Source organism: Hansschlegelia beijingensis, assembly GCF_014196425.1.
GTDB lineage: Bacteria > Pseudomonadota > Alphaproteobacteria > Rhizobiales > Methylopilaceae > Methylopila > Methylopila beijingensis.
In genome coordinates this window covers 120,112-143,493 of sequence record NZ_JACIDR010000006.1, presented here as the reverse complement: position 1 = coordinate 143,493, position 23,382 = coordinate 120,112, and the positions used below count along the sequence as shown (strand labels likewise).

Genomic DNA, 23,382 nt, shown 5'->3' with positions numbered 1-23,382 from the left:
GGAAATCCCGGCCGGCGCCCGCTCCCGTTCGCGCCCTGAAAGCGATGCGTGACGGCCGGCAGGCCGATCGGCTATAGACATCCGCGTCGGCGGATGTTTCGTGCGCCGATGGATCGGCGCAGGCCGGTCGGGGGATTCAGTCCGTTCTAGCGTTCAAGAGGCTCGCGAATGGTCGTGCGTACGCCTTCAAATCGAGCCGCCGCAGGCGCTCTTCGACTCGCCTTGGCGGTCGCCGTCGCGCTGCCGATGGCGGGCTGCTCGATGTTCGACAAGAAGGAGGACGTCGCGCCCGACGAGCCGGCCGACAAGCTTTACAATGAAGGCCTGGCGGGCGTGAGCAGCGGCGACTACGCCGCAGCGAGCAAGAAATTCGCCGAGGTCGACCGCCAGCACCCCTACACGGACTGGGGCCGCAAGGCGGTTCTGATGACCACCTACGCGAACTATCGCGCGGGCAAGTATGACGACGCGGTGATCAGCGGAAGCCGCTACGTGCAGCTTCATCCGACCAGCCCGGACGCGGCCTACGCGCAGTATCTGGTCGCGATGTCGTACTACAACCAGGTCCCGGACATCTCCCGCGACCAGGAGCGCACCCGCAAGGCTGTCGACGCGTTCGAGGAGCTCGTGCGCCGCTGGCCGAACAGCGAGTACGCCGAGACCGCGCGCAACCGCATCATGGTCGCGCGCGACCAGCTCGCCGGCAAGGAGATGCAGGTCGGCCGGTTCTACCTCTCCCGGCGCGACTACACCGGCGCGATCAACCGGTTCCGGGTCGTCGTCAGCCAGTACCAGAAGACCCGGCACGTCGAAGAGGCGCTGCACCGGCTGGTCGAGGCCTACATGGCGCTCGGCATCACCGGAGAGGCGCAGACCGCCGCGGCCATCCTCGGGCACAACTATCCCGACAGCGAGTGGTACAAGGCGAGCTTCCAGCTGATCTCTTCCGGCGGACTGAAGCCGCAAGAGAACACCGACTCGTGGATCAGCAAGGCGTTCCGCGGCGTCATCGGCTAAACGCCACCACACCCGCCTGCGCGGGAGACCCCGTGCTCGCAAGGCTCTCGATACGCGACATCATCCTCATCGACCGGCTCGACGTCGATTTCGACGGCGGCCTGTCGGTGCTGACGGGCGAGACCGGCGCGGGCAAGTCGATCGTGCTCGACGCTGTCTCGCTCGCGCTCGGCGGCCGCGGCGACGGCGGTCTCGTGCGACAGGGGGAAGCGCAGGGCCAGGTCACCGCCGTGTTCGACCTTGCGGCCGACCACCCCGCGCGCGCGATCCTGCAGGAGCAGGGCATCGACGATGACGGCGACCTCATCCTCCGCAGGATCCAGGCGGCCGATGGCCGGACGCGGGCTTTCGTCAACGATCAGCCGGTGAGCGTGCAGGCGCTCCGCGCGCTCGGCGCGACCCTCGTCGAGATCCACGGCCAGCATGACGACCGCGCGCTGGTGGACCCCGCCGCCCACCGCTCCCTGCTCGACGCCTATGGCGGCCTCTCGGCCGAAGCTCAGGCGGTTTCCGCCGCCTGGGACCGGCGCCGGTCCGCGGCCCGGGCGCTGGCCGAGCATTCCGCGCGGGTCGAGGCCGCGCGCCGCGAGGCCGATTTCCTGCGCCACGCGAGCGAGGAGCTCGGCGCGCTGGCGCCGCTCGCCGGCGAGGAGGAGGATCTCTCGATCCGCCGCCAGGCGATGATGCGCGCCGAGAAGGCGGCCGAAGACCTCAGCGAAGCCTATGAGGCGGTCGCGGGATCGTCCGGCCCGTCCGCGGCGATCGCGGGCGCGATCCGCCGGCTGGAGCGGAGGGCGGCGGCTTCTCCCGAACTCGTGGAGCCCGCGATCAAGGCGCTCGACGCCGCGCTCCTGTCGCTCGAGGAGGGCGGCGCGCATCTGCAGGCGGCGCTCGACGCGGCGGCTTTCGACCCGCGCGAGCTGGAGCGCATCGAGGAGCGGCTGTTCGCGCTGCGGGCGGCTTCGCGCAAATACACGACGCCAGCCGACGAACTCGCGGCTCTGGCCGAGAAGTTCACGGGCGAGCTCGCGGCGATCGACGCGGGCGAGGCGCGGCTGGTGGTTCTGGAGGAGGAGGTGAGGGGGGCGGAAGCCGCCTACGCCGCGGCCGCAGAAACGCTGAGCGCGGCGCGCCGGGAGGCGGCGGCGCGGCTCGACGCGGCGGTCATGGCGGAGTTGCCGGATCTCAAGCTCGAGCGGGCGCGCTTCGTGACGGAGATCGTGTCGGACGCGGCGGCCGCCGGCGCCGAGGGGATCGACCGCGTGGAGTTCTGGGTGCAGACCAATCCGGGGTCGCGGGCGGGCCCGCTCGCAAAGGTGGCCTCCGGGGGCGAGCTGTCGCGCTTCATGCTGGCGCTGAAGGTCGCGCTCGCCGAGCGCGGCTCTGCGCCGACGCTGATCTTCGACGAGATCGACACCGGCGTCGGCGGGGCGGTCGCGGACGCGATCGGCGCCCGGCTCGCACGGCTGGCCCGGCGCGTGCAGGTCCTGTCGGTGACGCATGCCCCGCAGGTCGCGGCGCGCGCGGGCAGGCACTTCCTGATCAGCAAGGCGCCGGCCGCCGAGGAGGCGCGCGTCTCGACCCGCGTGCACGCGCTCGCCGAGGGCGAGCGGCGCGAGGAGATCGCCCGCATGCTTGCCGGCGCGTCGGTCACCGAGGAGGCGCGGGCGGCCGCAGCCCGTCTGCTGGAGGGCGCCGCGTGAGCGCGAAACAGGTTGACGGCGAGCTGCCGCCGGCGCTCCCGGACGCGGCCCGCGAACACGCCGCGCTCGCCGCGGAGATCGCCGAGCACGACCGCCGCTATTACCAGCACGACGCGCCGACGATCTCGGACGGCGCCTATGACGAGCTGCGGCGGCGGCTCGACGCCCTTGAAGCCGAGTTCCCCGAGCTCAAGACGCCAGACAGCCCAAGCCAGCGCGTCGGCGCCGCGCCGTCGGAGGCTTTCGCCAAGGTCCGGCACGCGGTGCCGATGCTGTCGCTCGCCAATGCGTTCTCGGATGAGGAGGTGGCGGATTTCGCCGCCCGCGTCCGGCGCTTCCTCGACCTGAAGCCCGATCAGGAGCTCGCGATCGCGGCCGAGCCGAAGATCGACGGCCTGTCTGCCTCCCTGCGCTATGAAGGCGGCCGCTTCGTCCGCGGAGCGACGCGGGGAGACGGCGCTGTCGGCGAGGACGTCACCGCCAACCTGCGAACCATCGCCGACGTGCCGGAGCGCCTTGTCGGCGACGACGTCCCCGAGGTGCTGGAGGTGCGCGGCGAGGTCTATATGAGCCACGCGGACTTCCGCGCCCTGAACGAGCGGCAGGCCGCCGCCGGCAAGCCGATCTTCGCCAATCCGCGCAACGCCGCGGCCGGCAGCCTGCGCCAGCTCGACCCGAACGTCACCGCGCAGCGGCCGTTGCGGTTCTTCGCCTATGCCTGGGGCGAGGCGAGCGCCGTGCCGGCCGCGACCCAGACCGGCATGGTCGGCAATCTCGGCCGCTGGGGCTTCCAGACCAACCCGCTGATGAAGGTCTTCACCAGCACGGACGACCTTCTCGCGCACTACCACGCGATCGAGTCCGTGCGCGCCGAGCTCGGCTACGACATCGACGGCGTCGTCTACAAGGTTGAGCGGCTGGACCTGCAGCGCCGCCTCGGCTTCGTGTCGCGCAGCCCGCGCTGGGCCATCGCCCACAAGTTTCCGGCCGAGCAGGCGACGACCGTGCTGGAGGCGATCGACATCCAGGTCGGCCGCACCGGCGCGCTCACCCCCGTCGCGAAGCTGAAGCCGGTCACGGTCGGCGGCGTGGTGGTGGCCAACGCCACGCTGCACAACGAGGACGAGATCGCCCGCAAGGACGTCCGCGTCGGCGACACGGTCGTGGTGCAGCGCGCCGGCGACGTCATCCCGCAGATCGTCTCGGTCGTGGCGGAGAAGCGCCCGGAAGGGGCGCAGCCCTACGTCTTCCCCACCGTCTGCCCGGCCTGCGGCAGCCATGCGGTGCGCGAGGAGGGCGAGGCGGTGCGCCGCTGCACCGGCGGCCTCGTCTGCCGCGCGCAGCAGGTCGAGCGGCTGCGCCACTTCGTTTCGCGCAACGCCATGGACATCGAGGGGCTCGGCGAAAAGCAGATCGAGGCGTTCTACGAGTGGGGCCTCGTCCGCGAGCCCGCTCACATCTTCCGGCTCCGTGAGCGCCAGGATCCGCTCACGCCCCTGAAGAACCGCGACGGATGGGGCGAGACCTCCGTCAACAATCTTCTGGGGGCGATCGACGAGGCCCGCTCGCGGCCGCCCAACCGCCTGCTCTATGGTCTCGGCATCCGCCATGTCGGCGAGATCAACGCCAAGCGGCTGATGCGGCACTATCGGACGGTCGACGCCCTTCGGGCGGCCGCCAAGGCCGCCACTCCGCCGGACCCCGCCGTCAAGAAGGACAAGGGCGACGACGCCTGGCAGGAGATGGTCGCGATCGAAGGCGTGGGCGCGGTCGTGGCGCACGCGGTGATCGAGTTCTTCCAGGAGCCGAAGAACGACCCGCCGCTGGACGCGCTCCTCGCCGAAGTCACGCCGGCGCCGATGGAGGAGGCGGCGAGCGATTCGCCCGTCGCCGGTTTGACGGTCGTGTTCACCGGGACGCTGGAGCGCATGACGCGCGATGAAGCCAAGGCGATGGCGGAGCGGCTCGGCGCGAAAGTGTCCGGCTCGGTGTCGGGCAAGACCGACATTGTCGTCGCCGGCCCGGGCGCGGGCTCGAAGCTCACCAAGGCGCGCGATCTCGGCGTTGAAGTTCTCACCGAGGATCAATGGCTTGAGCGGGTGGGCGAGGCGGGATGAGAGGCGATGAGAGGCTAGCGGGTCCCGGAACGACCCGTGGCGGCTAGGCGTTAACGTGCCGGGCGATGATGATGATGGAAGAATCAGGCGGACGCCTTGATGCGTCCCGGACCAAACCCGAGGTGAGCGACGTAAGGATGGACGCATGAGCCGCCTGATCGTCGTCTCGAACCGCGTGCCCGCGCCGGAGCCCGGCACGCCGCCGGCGGGCGGGCTCGCAGTCGCGCTTTCGGGCGCCATGAAGGAACGCGGCGGCATCTGGTTCGGCTGGAGCGGCCGCACGCTTCCGGCCGGGCAGGACGAGCCCGAGGCGCCGGAGCTCGTGGAGAGCGACGGCGTCACCTACGGCCTTCTCGACCTCGGCGAGCGCGACCTCGACGACTACTACGCCGGTTTCTCCAACCGGATGCTGTGGCCGCTGTTCCACTACCGGATGGATCTGACGGAGTTCACCCGGGTCAATCTCGGCGGATACTACCGGGTGAACCGGCTGTTCGCGAAGCAGCTGCTGCCCCTGATCCAGCCCGACGACATCATCTGGGTCCACGACTACCACCTGATCCCGCTCGCGGCCGAGCTACGCGCCGCCGGTCTGCAGAACCGGATCGGCTTCTTCCTGCACATCCCGTTCCCGCCCCACGACATCTTCACGGTGCTGCCGAACCACGCCGACATCGTGCGCAGGCTCGCGGCCTATGACGTCGTCGGATTCCAGACGCCGCCCGACGTCGAGAACTTCGAGACCTATGTCCGCCGCGAGGGGGTAGGGCGCAGGCTGCCCGACGGCCGCTTCCTGGTTTATGGCCGCGCCATCACGGTCGACGACTTCCCCGTCGGGATCGAGACGCAGGTCTTCGCAACGACGGCCGCATCAGCCAACCGCCACGCGCTGGTCCGGCGGATGCGGGAGAGCCTCGAGGGCCGCAAACTGCTGATCGGCGTCGATCGGCTCGATTACTCGAAGGGCATCGCGCAGCGCATCCAGGCCTACGAGACCTTCCTCACGCTGGACGAAATGTGGCGTGGCCGCTGCACCTACCTGCAGGTCACGCCGAAGTCGCGTGGCGAGGTCCCGGAATATGTGGCGATGGAGCGCGAGGTGGCCGAGCTCGCCGGGCGGGTGAACGGCGCCCATGCGGAGCTCGACTGGACGCCGATCCGCTACGTCAACCGCACGGTCAGCCGGAACACGCTCGCCGGCCTCTACCGGATGGCGCATGTCGGCCTCGTGACGCCGCTGCGCGACGGCATGAACCTCGTCGCCAAGGAGTATGTGGCGGCTCAGGATCCGGAGGATCCGGGCGTCCTGCTGTTGTCGCGTTTTGCGGGGGCGGCTTGCGAGCTCGAGGGCGCGCTGCTGACCAATCCCTACGACGTGGACGGCACGGCGGGCGCCATCGTGCGCGCGCTGGAGATGCCGCTCGACGAGCGGCAGGACCGCTGGCGCAGGATGTTCGAGCGGATCCGCGACCGCGACGTGGCCTGGTGGCGGAACAACTTCCTGGAGGCGCTGGAGCGCCCGGCGCCGGAGGCCACCCGGCCGGGAAAGATCGCCGTCGTCAGGTGATCGCCCGCGCCTAGCCGCCGGTGGTCGACATGTGTCGGCCGACCGCCGGCTTGGCGTTGCGGCGGTCGATGATGAAGTCATGGCCCTTCGGCTTGCGCCGGATGGCCTCCCGCACCGCCTCGACCAGCAGTTCGTCGTCGGAGCTCGCGCGCAGCGGCGTCCGGAGATCTGCCGCGTCGTCCTGGCCCAGGCACATGTAGAGAGTGCCCGTGCAGGTGACGCGCACGCGGTTGCAGCTCTCGCAGAAATTATGCGTCAGCGGCGTGATGAAGCCGATCCGGCCGCCGGTCTCGGCCACCGACACATAGCGGGCGGGGCCGCCGGTCCGATAGGGGATCTCGTTCAGCGTGAAGCGCTGGGCGAGCCGCGCCTTCACCAGGCTGAGCGGCAGATACTGGTCGGTCCGGTCGCCCTCGATGTCGCCGAGCGGCATGGTCTCGATCAGCGAGAGGTCCATGCCCTTGGAATGGGCCCACACCGCCATGTCGGCGATCTCGTCCTCGTTGACGTCCCGCAGCGCGACCGCGTTGATCTTGATCTTGAGGCCGGCGGCGAGCCCCGCGTCGATGCCGGCGAGCACCTGTCGCAGGTCGCCCCAGCGGGTTACGGCCTTGAACTTGGCCTCGTCCAGCGTGTCCACGGACACGTTGATGCGCCGGACCCCGGCTGCGTAGAGCTCGGAGGCGTATTTCTCGAGCTGGCTGCCGTTGGTGGTCAGCGTCAGCTCCTCGAGCGCGCCGGAATCCAGGTGGCGGCCGAGCGAGCGGATCAGCTCCATCAGGTTGCGCCGAACCAGCGGCTCGCCGCCCGTCAGGCGGAGCTTTCGCACGCCGAGACGGATGAAGGCCGAGCACAGGCGGTCGAGCTCCTCAAGCGTCAGCAGCTCCCGCTTCGGCAGGAAGGTCATCTGCTCGGACATGCAATAGACGCAGCGGAAGTCGCAGCGATCGGTCACCGACACCCTCAGATAGGTGATCGCGCGCTGGAACGGGTCGATCAGGGGCGCTGTGCGGGCGATCGGCGACGGCATGTCCATTGAACGCGGATAGCCTCATGTTTTCCGGCGGCTGGCCGGAGATGCTGACGAAGGCTCTGCGGCGCTTGCGTCAGGCGGAAAGGTCGCTCACAAGCTAGGCGCCCGCGCGCCGCCCGTAAAGGCGCCCGTCTTCAAAGGTGATCGGATGTCCGACGCGGAGAAATGGCCGGTCGAGCTGAGGCTGTCGAGCGACGGGCGCACCCTGGCGGTCGCCTGGGCGGATGGCACCCGCCACGACGTATCGGCCGAGCTTTTGCGCGTCGAAAGCCCGAGCGCCGAGGTCCAGGGCCATTCCCCGGAGCAGAAGACGATCGTGCCCGGCAAGCGGAACGTGAAGATCCGCGACGTTCAGGAGGTCGGGTCCTACGCCGTGCGGCTCGTGTTCGACGACGGCCACGACACCGGCATCTACACCTGGGGCGCGCTTCGCCGGTTCGGCGAGGAGGGCGCGCAGATGTTCGACGACTACGAGGCGGCGCTCGACTCGCTGGGTCTCAAGCGCTGATCTGCTGCGTCGTCAGTGCGGCACGGGCGGCGAGGCGGGCTTTCCGGCGCCTTCCTGGCGCGAAACCCAGCCGCAGTCGCACATCTTCTGCAGGATCTCCTCAGGCGTCTCCAGGACGCCGACGCAATGCGTGCGGTCCATGGAGCTCGTAAGCATGTCGATCGTCGTCTTGTCGCCGAAGCGGCGCATATGCACCGCGAGCGACATGTTGACGAAGATCTCGTGCTTGCCGGGCGTCGTCAGCTGAAGCCATTGCATCGCTGTCCTCCTTCCGCGTCTTGTGCCGACGCGTCAAAGGAGAGTAGCGCGGTAGGGTTGCGGCATCCACAACTTGCCGGCGCCCAAATAGGCTGAGGGCTGAAGGCCGCGTCGGCCATTCTCAGCGCCACATCGCGCGCATGCGTGCGCCGATGTCGACCGGGGCGAGGGGCCGCCGTGCGGCGGATTCCGCGGAGGCGGGCGGCCAGGCGCAGCTCTCGAACTTGTCCAGCATTGCGGCGGTGATGAAGCGGGTGCGGGACGCGTAGACGTGCCGGTCGCCGCGGGCCGCCTGCTGGTGCACGAAGAAGCGCTGCGGCAGCATGATGCGCAGGTCGTCCTTGGCGCGCGTCATGGCGACGTAGAGCAGCCGCCGCTCCTCCTCGATCTCCGCCGACGTGCCGACCCCGAGGTCGGACGGCATGCAGCCGTCGACGCCGTTGAGCACGAAGACGGAGCGCCACTCCTGCCCCTTGGCGGAGTGGATCGTCGACAGGATGAAGTAATCCTCGTCGAGATGCGGCGGGCCGCTCTCGTCGCTGGCGGCGTCCGGCGGATCGAGCGTGAGCTCCGTGAGGAAGCGCTCGCGCGACGGATAGCCGGAGGCGATCTGCTCGAGCTGCAGGAGATCCGCTGCTCGAACGGTCGCGTCGTCATGCACGCGCTCCAGATGCGGCTCGTACCAGCGGCGGGCGAGACCGACTTCCGCCGGCCACCCGGCCTGGCCCCTGGTGAGGGAAGCCACGGCCTCGACGAAGGCCGCCCAGTCCTGAGCGGCGCGCGGCGGGCTCGCCGCGGCCACCAGCGCCGCGACCGGATCAGGCGCCGCGACGACCGCGTCGAGCGTTCGCGCGGTCGTGGCCGGGCCGACGCCCGGAAGAAGCTGCATGACCCTGAAGCCGGCCACCCGATCGCGCGGGTTCTGCGCGAAACGCAGCAGCGCCAGCAGGTCCTTCACATGGGCGGCGTCGAGAAACTTGAGCCCGCCGAACTTCACGAAAGGGATGTTCCGGCGGGTGAGCTCGAGCTCCAGCGGCGCGCTGTGCGACGAGGTCCGGAAGAGCGCGGCCTGCGCCTTGAGCTTCTGCCCGGCCTCCCGATTCTCCAGCACGGCTTCGGCGACGTAGCGCGCCTGCTCTCCTTCATCGCGCACGCTGACGAGCCGCGGCCGTCGGTCCGAGCGCCTGTCGCTCCAGAGGTTCTTGGTGAACCGCTCCGCCGACAGCCCGATGACGGCGTTCGCGGCCTCCAGGATCGGCTGGGTGGAGCGGTAGTTCCGGTCGAGCGTGACGATCTTCGCTGGCGGCGAGAAGCTTTTTGGGAAATCCAGGATGTTGCGCACCGTCGCGGCGCGGAACGAGTAGATCGACTGGGCGTCGTCGCCCACCACCGTCAGTCCGCGGCCGTCCGGCTTGAGCGCGAGCAGGATGGAGGCCTGCAGCCGGTTGGTGTCCTGATACTCATCGACCAGGACGTGGTCGAAACGGGCGCCGAGGTCCGCGGCGATCGAAGGCTCCTGCGCCATCTGCGCCCAGTAGAGCAGCAGATCGTCGTAATCGAGCACGTTCTGCCGCTGCTTGGCCTCCACATAGGCCGCGAACAGCGCCTTGAGCTCGGCAGACCAGGCCGCGCACCAGGGGAAGGCCTGCCCGAGCACCTGCTCCACCGGGGCCTGCGCGTTCACGGCGCGCGAATAGATCGCGAGGCATGTCCCCTTGAGCGGGAAGCGCTTGGCCGTCTTCGACAGGCCGAGCTCATGCCGGGCGAGGTTCATCAGGTCCGCGGAATCCTCGCGGTCGTGGATGGTGAACTGGGGATCGAGCCCGATCGTCTCGGCGTAGTCGCGGATCAGCCGGGCGCCCACGCCGTGGAAGGTGCCGGCCCAGGGCAGGGAGTCGGCCAGTCCGCCGCCGGCCCCTCCAAGGGCGCGGGCGACGACGCGCTCCGCCCGGCGCATCATCTCGGAGGCGGCGCGGCGCGAGAACGTCATCAGAAGGATGCGCCGCGGGTCGGCGCGGTTCACGATGAGATGGGCGACGCGATGGGCGAGCGTGTTGGTCTTGCCCGACCCGGCGCCAGCGATCACCAGCAACGGCCCGGCGGTCGACCCGACGCCATGTTCGACGGCGAGCCGCTGCTCGGCGTTGAGTGTTTCCAGATATGCGGCGGCCGGCACGAATCGTCCTTCCCGGAAGGTCGTCCGAAGAAGCCCGAGTCACGTTTTGTTCGCAAGCCGCGCGGTTGAGGCGAGGCGACGGCAACAAAGGCGATCCTGCGGCGTTATCGCTCGGAACGTGTCCTAGCCCGGGAGTTCGCCTTATGATTCGTCTTCTTGCCGTCGTCGCGCTTATCGCCTCCACCGCAGCGCTCAGCGCCTGCGCCAACACAGCCCGCGGCGTCGGCCGCGACGTGCAGAACAACGCGGCGGCGACCGAGAAAGCCGTCCGCGGTCGCTGAACGACCCGCGCCGGAACGCCGGCCGGCGTCAGCCGGTCGGCGTCGAGGCTGACGTCTGCGATTTAAGGCGGGCCGGCTGAACGGCCCTGGGGCGCATGGCGGCCGGGCCCCCCGCCGCGGGTTGGCCCGGGTCAGGCGACGAAGCGGTAGATCTTGTTGAGCTTCTCGATCGGGAGAACGCCGCCCGGAGCTGGCGGCGACTGCCGTTCCTTTTCACGAAGACGGACGAGCTCGGCGATCGCTTCCCGGATCGTGGCGGCCACCGCCAGATCTTCCCCGGCGTCCTCGTCCGCCTTTGCCACGCCCTCGTAATCCCGGGCGATCGAGGAAAGTCGCTCGATCAGGTCAGGCCGCTCCGCCATGGCCATATCCTTGAAGTTGCTTCCGAGAGACGCCTCTCAGCCACTTCGGGTTGTTGTGCCCCGAGTCGGGCGCCAGGGCCTAGAGGGCTCATCGGTCCCGCATCGGCAACCGCCGACCACGATCTCCAGGCCGCTCCATGGGGAGCCGTCGTCTAAGGGGAAAAGTGGTGCCCGAAACAGGGATCGAACCTGTGACCCCACCCGTGTGAAGGGTGTGCTCTCCCGCTGAGCTATTCGGGCACGCTGCGGAACGGCCTCTCACTACGCCGGACCGAACAGAATTTCAATTGGGGATCCCGCCATCGACGCCGAGCATCAGTCCGATGACGTAGGCGACCGCTCCCAGCACCGCCAGAAAGAAGGCGCCGGCCGCTAGAAGACCACGGAGATCCCGGCGACTGACGGACAGCCAGCCCATCAGGCTGACATAGCTGATCAGCCAGCCCACCAGTATGGCCGCACCCTGGCCGACGCCCGGGAACAGGTCGAGGAGGGCAAGGCCGACGATCGCCCAGACGAGCGAGGCGGTGACGATCGCGACCCAGTCCGACCAGTGGCGGAACTTCACCCGGGCAACTCCTCGCGGGCCGGACGCGCTCATCTCCCGGTGAAGCCGAGTTCACCATCCGCCAGCGGAACGTGGCAACCGGGCGGAATCTAGGAGAAGCCGAGCCGCTCAATCGCTCCTTCGAGCTCGTCGAAATGGTCGATGAGAGCGTCGCCGCCAAGCTCCTGCGGAGGCGTTATCGTGTAGCCGAAGGTCGCCACCACGACCGGCGCGCCCACCGCCCGCGCCGCGCCGACATCGGCCGCGCTGTCGCCCACCATGATGGCGCGGTCCCGGTCTCCTCCCGCGCGCTCGATCGCGCCGAGCAGGGACGTCGGGTCGGGCTTGCCGACGCCGAACGTGTCCCCGCCGACGATCGCGGCGAATCGCGCGGTCAGGCCAAGCTCATCAAGCAGCTGGGTCGCGAGGCGCTCGACCTTGTTGGTGCACACCGCGAGGGTCGCGCCGCGCGCGGCGAGCCGGTCGAGCGCGGCCTCGCAGCCCGGATAGGGGAGGGTCCGGGCCGCGATGTGGGCGGCGTAATGGTCGAGGAAGAACGCGTGCAGCTCGTTCAGCCGCTGCGGCGTCACCTGATGGCCGGCGACGGCGAGGCCGCGCTCCACGAGCGCCCGCGCGCCGGCCCCGATGAGGTCGCGCGCCTGCTCATAGGGCAGCGGGGCGACGCCCTCCGCGGCGAGGGTCACGGCCAGGGCGTCGACCAGATCGGGGGCCGATTCGACAAGCGTGCCGTCGAGGTCGAACACGATGGTCAGCGGCTTCGAGAAGGACATGGAGAACCTGCGGCTGGGAGGCGGCGACGTGGCGAGGCGTGCTTCGCCTGCTAGCCTCGCTGGCGTCAATGTCTGATTCGCGCCGAACGAGGAGGGGCCTGTGAGGACGATCGCATGGTTCTGCGCCGGCGCGTGGGCGGCCGCCCTCGTGACGATTTCCGGAGCGGCGCTGGCGGAGGAGTACGTCTTCCTCGCCTCGCCCCAGACCGATCTCAACCGGGTGTTCAGGGTCGAGACCAGCACGGGCGAAGTCGGCGCCTGCCAATACGCGGTCCGCAACGGCACGGTCGGCGTGACGCTCTGCTTCACTCCCGGCGAAGGGGCCGGGCCGCAGGAGCCGGGCGCCTATGGGCTGGTGGCCTCCAACCACCAGCAGGAAGGCGGCGTCTACCGGGTCGAGAAGCGAACGGGCCGGATGAGCGCCTGCTATGTGCTCGGCGACCAGGTGGTCTGCACGCCCCAGGCCCGTTGACGGCGCGCGGCGCCGCGGCCGCGTCCTCTTTTCGCCCCATGGACGTCGTGTAGAGTGCCGCAGCCTCCGGCGCCGCCGTCCCGCAGTTCATCCCGAGGAGACGTCATGAGCACCCCGACCCGCCGGGCGACCCGCCCCTCGGGCGCGAGCCGCGTCGTCGCCGCGCTCGCGGTCGCGCTGAGCGTCTGCGTCGCCCCTGCGGCTCCCGCCGCGGCGCGCCCGGCGCCCGACAGTTTCGCGGACCTCGCGGAAGGCCTTCTCGACGCTGTGGTCAACATCTCGACCTCGCAGAACGCGCCGGCCGCCGACAAGGCGGTGCCGGCTCCCCAGGTGCCGGAGGGCTCGCCCTTCGAGGACTTCTTCGACGAGTTCTTCAACAAGCGCGGCGAGGGCGGCTCGCCCCGCGGCCGCGCCCGCAAGCAGAGCTCGCTCGGCTCGGGCTTCGTCATCGACCCGGCGGGGATCGTGATCACGAACAACCACGTCATCGAGGGCGCGGACGAGATCACGGTGAACTTCAACGACGGCTCCAAGCTGACGGCGGAGCTCGTCGGCCGCGACATCAAGACGGACCTCGCCGTGCTGCGCGTGAAGCCCCCGAAGCCGCTCAAGGCGGTCGGCTTCGGCGACGCCGAGAGGCTGCGGGTCGGCGACTGGGTGCTTGCGATCGGGAATCCGTTCGGGCTCGGCGGCTCGGTCTCGGCCGGCATCGTTTCGGCGCGTAACCGCAACATCAACTCGGGGCCCTACGACAACTTCATCCAGACCGACGCGGCCATCAATCGCGGCAACTCCGGCGGCCCGCTGTTCAACACCGAAGGCAAGGTGGTGGGCGTCAACACCGCCATCATCTCGCCCTCCGGGGGCTCGATCGGCATCGGCTTCTCGGTTCCGGCCAATGTGGCGAAGCCGGTGGTGGATCAGCTTCTGAAGTATGGCGAGGTGCGCCGCGGCTGGATCGGCGTGCGGGTCCAGCAGGTCACCGACGAGATCGCCGAGACCTTGGGCGTCTCGGGGTCCGACAAGGGCGCGCTGGTGGCCGGAGTGAGCGAGGACGGCCCGGCGGCCGCAGGCGGCATGAAGACCGGCGACGTCGTGCTCAAGTTCGACGGCAAGACCATCCGGGAGATGCGCGACCTGCCGCGCATCGTGGCCGACACCGAGATCGACCGTGAGGTCGAGGTCGTGGTGCTGCGCAAGGGCAAGCAGGAGACGCTGCGGATCAAGATCGGGCGGCTCGAGGAGGAGCCGAAGAAGGACGACCTACCCAAGACGCCCGCGTCGCCTGAGGAGCCCAAGACCGGCGCAGCGCTCGGACTGACCTTCACGCCGGTGAGCGACGACCTGCGGCTCAAGTTTCAGCTGAAGCCGGAGACCAAGGGTCTGGTGATCACCGCCGTCGACGAGGGCTCGGCGGCCCAGGAGAGCGGCGTCCAGGCCGGCGACGTCCTGATCGAGGTCGCCCAGCGGGCGGTCGAGGCGCCGAACGACGTCACCGCCCGCCTCGAAGAGCTGAAGAAGGACGGCAAGAAGACCGCGCTGCTGCTGCTGTCGAACCGGCAGGGCGACGTCCGCTTCGTCGCGCTGCCGATCGATTGACGGGCGTCAGCCCGCCCGGATCTCGTCCGCCGTGTAGCCCTGGAGATAGAGCAGGGCGGTGAGGTCGCCGTGGTCGATGCGGACGTCCGCCACCGCCGCGACCGCAGGCTTGGCCCGGAACGCGACGCCGAGTCCGGCCGCCTTGAGCATCGGGATGTCGTTGGCCCCGTCGCCGATCGCGATCGCCTCCGCCCTGGTCAGTCCGCGGGCGCCGAGAAGCTCGTCGAGCGCCGTCACTTTGGCGTCGCTTCCGAGCACCGGCTCGCGCAGCACGCCGCTCAGCCGGCCATCCTCCATCTCGAGGATATTGCCGCGGCTCTCGTCGAAGCCGAGCGCTGCGGCCACCGGGACCGTGAAGCTCGTGAAGCCCCCCGAGACCAGCGCGGTGTGGACGCCCGCCGCGCGCAGCGTCGCGACCGCGGCCCGGCCTCCCGCCGTGAAGGTGACGCGCTCCCGCAGGATGCGCGCCACCGCCTCGTCAGGCGCGCGGCCGCGGAACAGCGCGACGCGCTCGCGCAGCGCCGGCTCGAAGGCGGTCTCGCCCCGCATCGCCCGCTGCGTGATCGGCGCGATCTCGGCGGCGAGCCCAAAAGCCTCGGCGAGCTCGTCGATGCACTCCTGCTCGATGAAGGTCGAATCCATATCGGCGATCAGCAGCTTCTTGCGACGCCCCTCGGCCGGCAGAATGGCGATGTCGATCGGCCGGCCGGCGACCGCGCTCCGCAGCGCTGAAAGAACCGCCTCCGGCGCCTCCGAAGGCAGGATGATCTCCGCCGCGACGCCCTCGTGGAGGACGCGAAGCGAGCTTTCCGGCAGGGCCGCGCCCGCGGCGGCGAGCAGATCGGCGTCCAGGGCGGGCGCGGACGCGCTTGCGATCAGGACCGCGGCAAGCTTTGAGGACATCTGAAACCGCCGAGGCTGGCGTCGGGAAGGGCCCTGAATAGGTCCTGAGGGGCGCCGCAGCAAATCGCGCGACCACGCAAGGGACCGCCATGACCGCCAGCCCGATCCGCGCAGTGCTGATCGCGGGGCCGACCGCCTCGGGCAAATCCGCGCTCGCGCTCGAGGTCGCCCGCCGGATCGGCGGCGCGGTGGTCAACGCCGACGCCCTGCAGGTCTATCGCGACCTTCGCGTGCTGACCGCGCGGCCGAGCGCGGCGGACGAAGCCGCGGCGCCCCATCTGCTCTACGGGCATGTCGACGCAGCGGAGCCCTACGCGGTCGGCCGCTGGCTCGCCGAAGCGACCCGCCTGCTCGAAGCGGCGGATCAGGCCCCGCTGGTGTTCGTGGGCGGCACCGGCCTCTATTTCGAAGCGCTCACCAACGGCCTCGCCATGGTTCCCGAAATACCGGAGACCGTGAGGGCGCGCTGGCGGGCGGCTCCGGCGGCGGCGCTTCACGCCGAGCTGGCGCGGCGCGATCCGGAGATGGCCGCCCGGTTGCGGCCGTCCGATCCGCAGCGGCTGACGCGTGCGCTCGAGGTCATCGACGGCACGGGGCGCTCGCTGGCCGATTGGCAGCGCGACGCGGCCCGTGGGCCGCTGGCTGAGGAGGCCGCCCTTCGCATCGTGCTGGCGCCCGAGCGGCCCGCGCTCGACGCCCGGATCGCGCGGCGGCTCGAGGGCATGATCGAGGCGGGAGCGGCGGAGGAAGCCGAGCGGCTCGCGGCGCGGGGACTTGATCCGGCGCTGCCGGCCATGAAAGCGCTCGGCGTCGCCCCGCTCGTCGCCTGGCGACGGGGCGAGCTTGACCGGGCGGCGGCGCTGGAGCGCGTGCGGCTCGACACGCGGCGCTACGCCAAGCGCCAGACGACCTGGTTCAGGAACCGCATGGCCGACTGGCTGCACGTCGACCCGAAGGAGGCTCTCGTCCGCGTCATGAACGAGATCGGGCGCCGCGGCTGACGCGACGCCCGATTGAAGAGCCTGGGCGGCTTACGCCGCCTCGGCCCTGCGCTTCGCCTGCTCGGCCTCGACCGCGGCGAGCAGCATGCAGATCGCGATGCCCTCGGAGGCCGCCTTCACGTCGGACAGCGACGGGAAGGAGGGGGCGAGCCGCAGATTGGCGTCATGCGGATCCTTGCCATAGGGCCAGGTCGCGCCTGCGCCGGTGAGCAGCAGGCCGGCCTCCTTGGCGAGCGTCACCACGCGCGAGGCGGAGCCCGTGGTCATGTCGACCGAGACGAAGTAGCCGCCCTCGGGCTTGATCCAGCTCGCGGCGCCCTGGCCGCCAAGCCGCGCCTCGAGCGCTTCCGTCACCGCGGCGAACTTCGGCGCCAGCAGCGCGCGGTGCTTGTCCATATGGGCGAGCAGGCCCGCCTCGTCCTTGAGGAAGCGGACATGGCGCAGCTGGTTCAGCTTGTCCGGCCCGATCGTGCGCTTGGAGGCGCGCGCCAGGTACCACTTCACGTTCGCCTCCGAGGAGGCGAAGAACGCCAGCCCGGCGCCCGCCAGCGTCATCTTGGAGGTCGAGGCGAACACGAAGGCCCGGTCGGGATTGCCCGCCGCGGCGCAGGCGTCGATCACGTTCAGGATCTCGTGCCGCGTCTCGGTGAGGTGATGCAGGACATAGGCGTTGTCCCAGAACAGCCGGAAGTCGGGTGCGCCGGTCTTCATCGCCGCCAGCCGGCGGATGGTCTCGTCGGAGTAGAGCTCGGCCGAAGGGTTGGAGTATTTCGGCACGCACCACATGCCCTTGACGGCCGGGTCGCGCGCGAGCTCCTCGACCTTGTCCATGTCGGGCCCGTGACCGGTGAGCGGAACCGGGATCATGCGCACGCCGTATTCCTCGCAGATCGCGAAGTGACGGTCGTAGCCCGGCACCGGACACAGGAAGGCGATCTCGCTTTCCTTGCTCCAGGGGCGCTCGGAGCCCGGCACGCCCTTCAGCAGCGCCCAGACGATCGAGTCGTGCATCATCGCTAGGCTGGCGTTGTCGCCGACGACGATGTTGGCCGGGCTGGCGCCGAGCGCGCCGGAAAACAGCTTGCGAACCTCAGGCAGACCCTGGACGCCGCCGTAGTTGCGCGCGTCGTCGCCGGCCTCGGTGAAATGGTCCCGGTTGCCCGGCAGCGCGAGCAGGCCTTCGGCCAGATCCAGCTGCTCCGGCGCAGGCTTTCCGCGCGTCATGTCGAGCTTCAGTCCGCGAGCGCGGAACGCGTCGTAATCGGCGCGGATCCGGGCGCCATATGCCTCGAGATCCGATGCGGAGAGATCGGCGATCACCTGTCAGAACCTTTGCCGGTTGGGAAAGCGGCGCGACCTTAGTCGCATGCGGCGATCTGCGCCAGCGTCACGCCGCCCGGTCGGCGGGCGCCAGCCTTGCGGCGCGCTCGGCCCTCGCTCGCGTCGGGCCGCGCCGCCACGCGCCGACGAAGCTCGAGGCCGCGGCCGCGAGCCCGAACAGCAGGACGATCCAGCACGGCCTCAGGCCGAGGCGGACCGAGAAGTTGGCGGCGAGCACCCGGGCCGGGTCGACGCCGGTCGCGAGCCCATACCAGGCGGCTTCGGAGAAGGCGGTCGCGAGCGCGGCGGCGACGGCGAGCCCGACCAGCCAGACCGGACTGGTGGCCCGCTCTCCCCGGTTCTGCAGGACGCGCCAGCCCATCGCCCAGAGGAACAGGCCCCACATCCAGGCCGGGTCGCTGATGTCGAGCTTCGACTGCATGGTGAAGTGAAGAAGCGCCAGGCCGGCGATCGGGTAGGCGAGCTTGTGAAGGCGGCCCCAGTTGCGCGCGCCCATGCGCTTCACCGCGCCGTCTGTCGACGTCGCGCCGAGCGCCACCAGCCCGATCAGCGCGACGAAGCCGATCGCCAGATAGATGCGCAGCGCGATCTCGGAGACGATCTTCGTCAGCACGAAGTCCTGGTCCGCCGCGTAGAGCGCCAGATGAAGCACCGCGTAGGCGAGCGCGGCGAGCCCGATCCGGCGGCGGACCAGCACGAGGCGCGGCCAGTGCAGCAGCTTGCGGAACGGCGTCACGGCGAGCGAGAGCAGCAGGAAGCGGATCGCCCAGTCGCCGGTGAAATGGATCGCTCCGGTGATCGGACGGGCCTGCTCGCCGCCGAACGCCGAAGGCGCGGCGCCCCCGAAGGGCGCGGCCGGCGCGCCGGCGGCATCGCCGAAGCCAGGAGGAACGCCCGGCAGGGCGGCCCCGCCCGAGAAGTCGCCATGCAGCGCCCGGACGGCCAGCCACGCGGCGGGCGCGAGCAGTCCGAGCAGCGTCAGCGCGAGCAGCGGCGAGAAGCGTCCGGCGCGATCGTGGAGCAGCGGCATCGGCGTTCCTTCATTCCCTGGAAACCGGAACTACGTCGGAAGCCATGGGTTGTCTTACGCGGGCCGCGCTCACGAGGGGGTGAAGCTCGGCAGCCGGCGAAATTAGGTCAAATTTGACCGCCGCCGAAAACGCCCGTTTAGAGGCGCGGCACGTAGAGGATGACGTCCAAGAGGCCGCCATGTTCGCGTACCCCCGGAATGTCATTGCGCCCGCGTTGCGCCGGTTCGGCGCGTTCCTTTCGTCTCAGGCCGCGGCCCTGCCTCTCTGCTACGCAGCCGCGCTGGCGACCTCTCGTCTCTATGAAGACGGGGCCGGAGGACACCCGCCGCTGGCGCTCGCCTCCGCGGTGGCGCTCGGCGTCCTGCTGCGCTTCGGGCGCGCGCTCGAGCTGCGGGACGCCGCGGCTATCTCGGCAGCCCACGCGGCCGTCGCCGCGCTTTTCGGGGACCCTCTGGCCGTATGGCTGCCGGCGGTCGCCCACTCCCTTCTCATGGTGGGCTTCGGCTCGGCCGCCTTTCTGTGGATGCGCGGTTCGGGACGCCTGAGTTCCCCGCTCAGGATCGCAGCCGCGGCCGTGCTGGTGGCTGTCAGCGCGCCGCTGGTGGGCTCGCTCGTGGATTTCGTCGTCACAACTGGCGACTGGCGTGACCGCCTGTTCGCAGCGGCGGGCCACTGGGTCGTCGGATCCGTCTCGACCGTGTTCGTGCTCGGGGTGATCCTGACCTATGGCCGTGAGGAGAGCGTCGGCGCCGATCTGGACGCCGAGCCCGCCCCGAGGATCTGGGAATACGCCGCCGCGACCCTGCTGATGGCGGGTCTGATCGTGGCGGCGACAAGCCAGGCGAGCGCGATCTTCTCGATGGCGGCTTCGGCGGCGCTGCTGTGGTTCGCCCTGCGGCTCGGCCCGTTCGCCACGAACGTCGCCGCCTTCGCGTTCTTCTGCGCCCTGGTCGCCTTCGCGGAGCGCGGCCAGTGGCCGCCGCTGTTCGCGGCTTCGGGCGCGATGGAGGAAGAACTCCTGAGATATCTCTCGCTGGCGCTGCTCTGCGCGCCCAGCATCATCGTGGCCGCGGTGGTGCACGACCAGAAGCGGCTCAAGCGGATGTTCGCCTATCGAGCGATGCATGACGGCCTGACCACCCTGGTCAATCGTTCGCGCTTCGTCGAGGCGCTCGACGCCGCGATGGCCGGCGCCCGCAACCGCGGCAAGCGGTTCACCCTGCTGCTGATCGACCTCGACCACTTCAAAGGCGTCAACGACAGTTACGGCCACGCCCGCGGCGACAGCCTGCTGATCGAGGTCGCCAACCGTCTGCGGACCTCGGTCCGGGTGACGGATCTGGTCGCCCGGATCGGCGGCGACGAGTTCGCCGTGGTGGCGCCTGTGCCCTCGGCGGCCGACGCCGCCAGCCTCGCCAAGCGGCTGGTCGAGACGGTCAACCAGCCCTGCGATCTCGGCGGCGTGGTCGTGACGCCCAGCATCACCGTCGGCGGCGCGCTCGCGCCGGACAGCGCGACAGACCCGCAGCACCTCATGCTGCTCGCCGATGAGGCGCTCTACGAGGCGAAGGCGGCCGGCCGCAATTGCTGGCGGTTCAACGCCTCCGAGCGCGGGGAGATTCCGGAGCCGACCTGGCGGCCGGGAGACCTCGATGCGGCGGCCGAGACCGTCTATCTCGACTGAGGCCGCCGCGCCGAGGGACCTTACACGACGGTGAAGTCCGCCGCGGTGATCGCCGCGTGATTCTCGAGAATCGCGAAACGGACGGCCGCGTAAGCGCCGCCGGTTCCGTCGCGGTCGAAGAACAGCGAGCCGGACGCCTGGTCGTAGATGATGCGGTCATTGGCGTCGTGCGCCGCAGTCCCGGCGTAGAACGCGCCGGAGGTCAGCGCGCCCGCCGCGAGCCCGGTGAACACGCCGTTCTCCAGCCGGATGGTGTCGTCGACCGCCCTGAAATCCGTGATGGTGTCGACGTTGGAGGCGCCGAGCGCGGTGGTGAACGCGAAGGTGTCGCGCCCGTCGCCGCCGGCGATCCGATCCTGACCCTTGCCGCCGTCGATGACGTTGTCGCCTGAATTGCCGACGATCCGGTTGTCGAGCGTGTTGCCGGTGGCGTTGATGTTGGCGGAGCCGGTGAGCGCCAGCCGCTCGATGTACTGGCCCGCGAGCGAGAACGAGACCGAGGAGTACACCCGGTCGACCCCCTGGCCGCTCGCCTCGATCACCCGGTCGCCGGAGTTCTGCACGAAGTAATCGTCGTCGCCCAGGCCGCCCTGCATTGTGTCGGCGCCGGTTCCCCCGTCGAGATCGTTGTTCCCGGAATTGCCGATGATCAGGTTGGCGAGGCTGTTGCCCGTGCCGTTGATGGCGCCGGTTCCGGTCAGCGTCAGCTGCTCGATGTACTGCCCCGCGAGCGAGAACGAGACCGAGGAGTACACCCGGTCGAGTCCCTCTCCAGTGGCCTCGATCACCCTGTCGCCGACGTTCTGCACGAAGTAATCGTCGTCGCCTGCGCCGCCGCGCATGGTGTCGGCGCCGGTTCCGCCGTCGAGATCGTTGTTCCCGGAATTGCCGACGAGCAGATTGGCGAGGCTGTTGCCTATGCCGTTGACGGCGCCGGTCCCGGTCAGCGTCAGTTGTTCGACATACTGGCCCGCGAGCGAGAACGAGACCGAGGAGAACACCCGGTCCAGACCCTGGCCGCTCGCCTCGATCACCCGGTCGCCGGCGTTCTGGACGTAGTAATCGTCGTCGCCCGCGCCGCCCTGCATGGTGTCGGCGCCGCTCGCGCCGTCGAGATCGTTGTTCCCGGAATTGCCGATGATGAGGTTGGCGAGGCTGTTGCCCGTGCCGTTGATGGCGCCGGTTCCGGTCAGGGTCAGGTTCTCGACATACTGCCCGGCGAGGGAGAACGACACGGACGAGTTGACGAGGTCCGTGCCGGCGACGTTCGCCTCGATCACCCGGTCCCCGGCGTTGTCGACGTAATAGATGTGGTCGCCCGCCCCGCCTTCCATCCGGTCGGCGCCGGTCCCGCCGTCGAGCACCTCGGCGCCGCCGCCGAGCTCGCCGCTGATCGACAGCTGGAAGCGGTAATGCTCGCCGGCCGTGATCTGACCGTAGTAGGAGCGGATCTGGATGTAATAGGTCCCGGCCGCCGTGAAGGTGTAGGTGAGGTAGGAGTCGAGAGTGCTCGTCGAGCCGCCCGCTCCGTCGCTCACCAAGCTGTCGTCGTTGCGCGCGACTTCCTGGCCGGCCGAGTTGAAGATCGACACGTAGGTGTCGGCAAGAGGGGTGCTGAGCCCCGCCTGGTCGACGTCGACCACGATGGTCGCGCCAGGATTGTTGATGGTGACCCGGTAGAAGTCGCCGCTTGGGGAGCTTGCGCCGGCGCCGACGCCCTGGACCGTCACATGGGGCGTGCTCGTCGCATTGCCGATGTTCGGATCATTGGCGAGGCTGAAGCGGTTGCTGAGATCGACCGCCGTCCCCTGCGAATTGTTGCCCGCGTTGGCGGTCTGGTTGAGCTGCCCGGAACCGAGCGAAATGCCGGACGGCCGGGCGGCCGAGGCGCCTCCGCCCAGGAGGACGTCATTGCCCTCGCGGCCGTAGAGCATGTCGTTGCCGGCGCCGCCGCTGAGCACGTTCGCGGCCGAGTTCCCGGTGATGTGGTCGCGCCCGGAGCCTCCCACCGCGTTCTCGATCACCGCGCCCATCGCGATCGAGACGTTGCCGGTCAGGCCGCCGACATTCGAGAAGAAGCCCTGGCGCAGCTCGATCGTCTGGTTGTCCGCATATCCGGAGAAGTCGAACGTATCGGTTCCGCCGGCGTCCCAGGCCGCGAACACCAGCTCGGAATTCGCCGTCGTCGCCGTGTAGAAGTCGCGGTTCGTGTTCGAGTTGAAGCCGTAGACGGAATCGCCGGTGCGGGTCGTCATGTTGGCGCCGTAGAGGCGCTGGACCGCGGCGATGTCGTCGAGCAGCGGCGCGGCGGCGTAGTTCCCCTGGAAGTCGCCGCCGGTGTTGGTCTCCGACCAGTAGCTCATGAGCGAGTACTGGCGGCTGTCCTCATAGTACACGGCGTCATTATACGTCGGATTGCCGTTGCCGGCGTTGTAGTCGCCCGGGTGCTGGAAGCCGATCGTGTGCCCGATCTCGTGGGTCAGGGTCTGGCGGCCATAGTTCAGATTGCCGGGGTTCTGGTTCGCCGACTGGGAGATGTTGACCCACACGCCGCCGCCTGCGGGCGGGTAGTAGCCGAACGCGCCGGCCCCGGCGGCGCCGCTGTTGTAGTTGGCGAAGGTGATCTGGCTGGAGCTTGAGTAGCCGTCGCCGCCGACGCGCGTGAAGGTGATGTTGGCGAGGTCGGACCAGGACTGCAGCGCAAGCTCGGCCTGCGCGATCTGCAGGGCGCTGAAGGCGCTGAAGCCGCTGGTGCCGTTCGGCATCTGGGCGGGCGCGACGCCCATGAAGGAGTAGGTGACGGAAACCGCCTGACCGGCGACGCCGATGCCGTTCCAGCCATAGCCCGCGCGGTTGAGCTGGACCGCCGCCTCATCGACCGTGAAGGAGGTCTTGCCGTTCGGCCCCGTTCCGCCGCGGTCCGGGGCGTCGAGGAAGTACTGGGGCTCGTCGCCGTCGGCGAATGGCTCGTGGGGCATGACTCGGCTCTCC

At 69.8% G+C, this 23,382-nt stretch carries 20 protein-coding genes and 1 tRNA gene; 10 read left to right on the top strand and 11 right to left on the bottom strand.

The window, feature by feature from the left end; genetic code table 11:
• Nucleotides 1–168 precede the first annotated feature (168 nt).
• The 4 genes from GGR24_RS15935 (at nucleotide 169) to otsA (ending at nucleotide 6,404) form a co-directional block, all read left to right on the top strand.
• A complete protein-coding gene (locus tag GGR24_RS15935; protein ID WP_183396366.1) occupies nucleotides 169–1,017 on the top strand; it encodes an outer membrane protein assembly factor BamD in 849 nt (282 codons plus the stop codon).
• A 32-nt stretch (nucleotides 1,018–1,049) separates the two neighbouring features.
• Nucleotides 1,050–2,720, top strand: coding sequence for a DNA repair protein RecN (gene recN, locus GGR24_RS15930; protein WP_183396365.1), 1,671 nt, complete (start codon nucleotides 1,050–1,052; stop codon nucleotides 2,718–2,720).
• The gene (gene ligA / locus GGR24_RS15925) at nucleotides 2,717–4,837 is read left to right on the top strand and encodes an NAD-dependent DNA ligase LigA (protein WP_183396364.1); all 2,121 of its coding nucleotides are present in this window, start codon (nucleotides 2,717–2,719) and stop codon (nucleotides 4,835–4,837) included. Before recN ends, ligA begins: the two co-directional genes overlap by 4 nt.
• Nucleotides 4,838–4,982: 145 nt before the next feature.
• On the top strand, nucleotides 4,983–6,404 hold the full coding sequence (gene otsA / locus GGR24_RS15920) for an alpha,alpha-trehalose-phosphate synthase (UDP-forming) (RefSeq protein ID WP_183396363.1): 1,422 nt from the start codon (nucleotides 4,983–4,985) through the stop codon (nucleotides 6,402–6,404).
• 10 nt (nucleotides 6,405–6,414) lie between these two features.
• Here otsA and moaA read toward each other — a convergent pair whose 3' ends face one another.
• Nucleotides 6,415–7,440 (bottom strand): GTP 3',8-cyclase MoaA, encoded by a 1,026-nt coding sequence (moaA, locus tag GGR24_RS15915; RefSeq protein ID WP_246398558.1) that lies wholly within the window; start codon nucleotides 7,438–7,440, stop codon nucleotides 6,415–6,417.
• Nucleotides 7,441–7,585: 145 nt separating this feature from the next.
• Between moaA and GGR24_RS15910 the strand changes: the two genes are divergently transcribed.
• On the top strand, nucleotides 7,586–7,945 hold the full coding sequence (locus tag GGR24_RS15910) for a gamma-butyrobetaine hydroxylase family protein (RefSeq protein WP_183396362.1): 360 nt from the start codon (nucleotides 7,586–7,588) through the stop codon (nucleotides 7,943–7,945).
• Nucleotides 7,946–7,957: 12 nt separating this feature from the next.
• Here the strand turns inward: GGR24_RS15910 and GGR24_RS15905 are convergent, their stop codons facing one another.
• A complete protein-coding gene (locus tag GGR24_RS15905; RefSeq protein ID WP_183396361.1) occupies nucleotides 7,958–8,203 on the bottom strand; it encodes a hypothetical protein in 246 nt (81 codons plus the stop codon).
• A 121-nt stretch (nucleotides 8,204–8,324) separates the two neighbouring features.
• Entirely contained in the window at nucleotides 8,325–10,379 is a 2,055-nt protein-coding gene (locus GGR24_RS15900; RefSeq protein WP_183396360.1) for a UvrD-helicase domain-containing protein, read from the bottom strand.
• Nucleotides 10,380–10,522: 143 nt separating this feature from the next.
• Between GGR24_RS15900 and GGR24_RS15895 the strand changes: the two genes are divergently transcribed.
• On the top strand, nucleotides 10,523–10,660 hold the full coding sequence (locus GGR24_RS15895) for an EncA/B family entericidin (protein WP_183396359.1): 138 nt from the start codon (nucleotides 10,523–10,525) through the stop codon (nucleotides 10,658–10,660).
• Nucleotides 10,661–10,791: 131 nt separating this feature from the next.
• Here GGR24_RS15895 and GGR24_RS15890 read toward each other — a convergent pair whose 3' ends face one another.
• The 4 genes from GGR24_RS15890 to gph all read right to left on the bottom strand — a co-directional run bounded on the left by GGR24_RS15890 (nucleotide 10,792) and on the right by gph (nucleotide 12,360).
• Nucleotides 10,792–11,022: a hypothetical protein gene (locus GGR24_RS15890; protein ID WP_183396358.1), complete on the bottom strand. Its 231-nt coding sequence runs from the start codon at nucleotides 11,020–11,022 to the stop codon at nucleotides 10,792–10,794.
• Between the two features lie 165 nt (nucleotides 11,023–11,187).
• Nucleotides 11,188–11,262, bottom strand: a tRNA-Val gene (locus GGR24_RS15885).
• Between the two features lie 43 nt (nucleotides 11,263–11,305).
• The gene (locus tag GGR24_RS15880; RefSeq protein ID WP_183396357.1) at nucleotides 11,306–11,590 is read right to left on the bottom strand and encodes a hypothetical protein; all 285 of its coding nucleotides are present in this window, start codon (nucleotides 11,588–11,590) and stop codon (nucleotides 11,306–11,308) included.
• Between the two features lie 89 nt (nucleotides 11,591–11,679).
• Nucleotides 11,680–12,360, bottom strand: coding sequence for a phosphoglycolate phosphatase (gene gph, locus GGR24_RS15875; RefSeq protein ID WP_183396356.1), 681 nt, complete (start codon nucleotides 12,358–12,360; stop codon nucleotides 11,680–11,682).
• Nucleotides 12,361–12,460: 100 nt separating this feature from the next.
• Here gph and GGR24_RS15870 point away from each other — a divergent pair, with 100 nt between their 5' ends.
• Together GGR24_RS15870 and GGR24_RS15865 are read left to right on the top strand one after the other, a co-directional pair.
• Complete coding sequence (locus GGR24_RS15870; protein ID WP_428978236.1) at nucleotides 12,461–12,832, top strand: hypothetical protein; 372 nt, start codon at nucleotides 12,461–12,463, stop codon at nucleotides 12,830–12,832.
• Between the two features lie 105 nt (nucleotides 12,833–12,937).
• Entirely contained in the window at nucleotides 12,938–14,431 is a 1,494-nt protein-coding gene (locus tag GGR24_RS15865; protein WP_183396355.1) for a Do family serine endopeptidase, read from the top strand.
• A gap of 6 nt (nucleotides 14,432–14,437) precedes the next feature.
• Here GGR24_RS15865 and serB read toward each other — a convergent pair whose 3' ends face one another.
• A complete protein-coding gene (gene serB, locus GGR24_RS15860; protein ID WP_183396354.1) occupies nucleotides 14,438–15,334 on the bottom strand; it encodes a phosphoserine phosphatase SerB in 897 nt (298 codons plus the stop codon).
• Between the two features lie 89 nt (nucleotides 15,335–15,423).
• On the opposite strand from serB, the gene miaA reads away from it, so the two are divergent.
• The gene (miaA, locus tag GGR24_RS15855; protein WP_183396353.1) at nucleotides 15,424–16,335 is read left to right on the top strand and encodes a tRNA (adenosine(37)-N6)-dimethylallyltransferase MiaA; all 912 of its coding nucleotides are present in this window, start codon (nucleotides 15,424–15,426) and stop codon (nucleotides 16,333–16,335) included.
• A 30-nt stretch (nucleotides 16,336–16,365) separates the two neighbouring features.
• On the opposite strand, the gene GGR24_RS15850 is transcribed toward miaA, so the two are convergent.
• On the bottom strand, nucleotides 16,366–17,655 hold the full coding sequence (locus tag GGR24_RS15850; RefSeq protein WP_183396352.1) for an aspartate aminotransferase type Ic: 1,290 nt from the start codon (nucleotides 17,653–17,655) through the stop codon (nucleotides 16,366–16,368).
• 67 nt (nucleotides 17,656–17,722) lie between these two features.
• Nucleotides 17,723–18,706 carry a protein-methionine-sulfoxide reductase heme-binding subunit MsrQ gene (locus GGR24_RS15845; protein ID WP_183396351.1) on the bottom strand — a complete coding sequence of 328 codons (984 nt, stop codon included), beginning with the start codon at nucleotides 18,704–18,706 and terminating at the stop codon, nucleotides 17,723–17,725.
• Between the two features lie 179 nt (nucleotides 18,707–18,885).
• Here GGR24_RS15845 and GGR24_RS15840 point away from each other — a divergent pair, with 179 nt between their 5' ends.
• Nucleotides 18,886–20,391 carry a GGDEF domain-containing protein gene (locus GGR24_RS15840; RefSeq protein ID WP_183396350.1) on the top strand — a complete coding sequence of 502 codons (1,506 nt, stop codon included), beginning with the start codon at nucleotides 18,886–18,888 and terminating at the stop codon, nucleotides 20,389–20,391.
• A gap of 20 nt (nucleotides 20,392–20,411) precedes the next feature.
• Here GGR24_RS15840 and GGR24_RS17790 read toward each other — a convergent pair whose 3' ends face one another.
• Nucleotides 20,412–23,369, bottom strand: coding sequence for a M57 family metalloprotease (locus tag GGR24_RS17790; RefSeq protein ID WP_183396349.1), 2,958 nt, complete (start codon nucleotides 23,367–23,369; stop codon nucleotides 20,412–20,414).
• Nucleotides 23,370–23,382 lie beyond the last annotated feature (13 nt).

What these genes read in the sequence shown, in the direction of transcription:
- GGR24_RS15935 (WP_183396366.1), top strand. Translation starts at nt 169, where the DNA reads ATGGTCGTGCGTACGCCTTCAAATCGAGCCGCCGCAGGCGCTCTTCGA.
- otsA (WP_183396363.1), top strand. Translation starts at nt 4,983, where the DNA reads ATGAGCCGCCTGATCGTCGTCTCGAACCGCGTGCCCGCGCCGGAGCCC.
- moaA (WP_246398558.1), bottom strand. Translation starts at nt 7,440, where the DNA reads ATGGACATGCCGTCGCCGATCGCCCGCACAGCGCCCCTGATCGACCCG.
- GGR24_RS15910 (WP_183396362.1), top strand. Translation starts at nt 7,586, where the DNA reads ATGTCCGACGCGGAGAAATGGCCGGTCGAGCTGAGGCTGTCGAGCGAC.
- GGR24_RS15905 (WP_183396361.1), bottom strand. Translation starts at nt 8,203, where the DNA reads ATGCAATGGCTTCAGCTGACGACGCCCGGCAAGCACGAGATCTTCGTC.
- GGR24_RS15895 (WP_183396359.1), top strand. Translation starts at nt 10,523, where the DNA reads ATGATTCGTCTTCTTGCCGTCGTCGCGCTTATCGCCTCCACCGCAGCG.
- GGR24_RS15890 (WP_183396358.1), bottom strand. Translation starts at nt 11,022, where the DNA reads ATGGCGGAGCGGCCTGACCTGATCGAGCGACTTTCCTCGATCGCCCGG.
- gph (WP_183396356.1), bottom strand. Translation starts at nt 12,360, where the DNA reads ATGTCCTTCTCGAAGCCGCTGACCATCGTGTTCGACCTCGACGGCACG.
- GGR24_RS15865 (WP_183396355.1), top strand. Translation starts at nt 12,938, where the DNA reads ATGAGCACCCCGACCCGCCGGGCGACCCGCCCCTCGGGCGCGAGCCGC.
- serB (WP_183396354.1), bottom strand. Translation starts at nt 15,334, where the DNA reads ATGTCCTCAAAGCTTGCCGCGGTCCTGATCGCAAGCGCGTCCGCGCCC.
- miaA (WP_183396353.1), top strand. Translation starts at nt 15,424, where the DNA reads ATGACCGCCAGCCCGATCCGCGCAGTGCTGATCGCGGGGCCGACCGCC.
- GGR24_RS15845 (WP_183396351.1), bottom strand. Translation starts at nt 18,706, where the DNA reads ATGCCGCTGCTCCACGATCGCGCCGGACGCTTCTCGCCGCTGCTCGCG.
- GGR24_RS15840 (WP_183396350.1), top strand. Translation starts at nt 18,886, where the DNA reads ATGTTCGCGTACCCCCGGAATGTCATTGCGCCCGCGTTGCGCCGGTTC.
- GGR24_RS17790 (WP_183396349.1), bottom strand. Translation starts at nt 23,369, where the DNA reads ATGCCCCACGAGCCATTCGCCGACGGCGACGAGCCCCAGTACTTCCTC.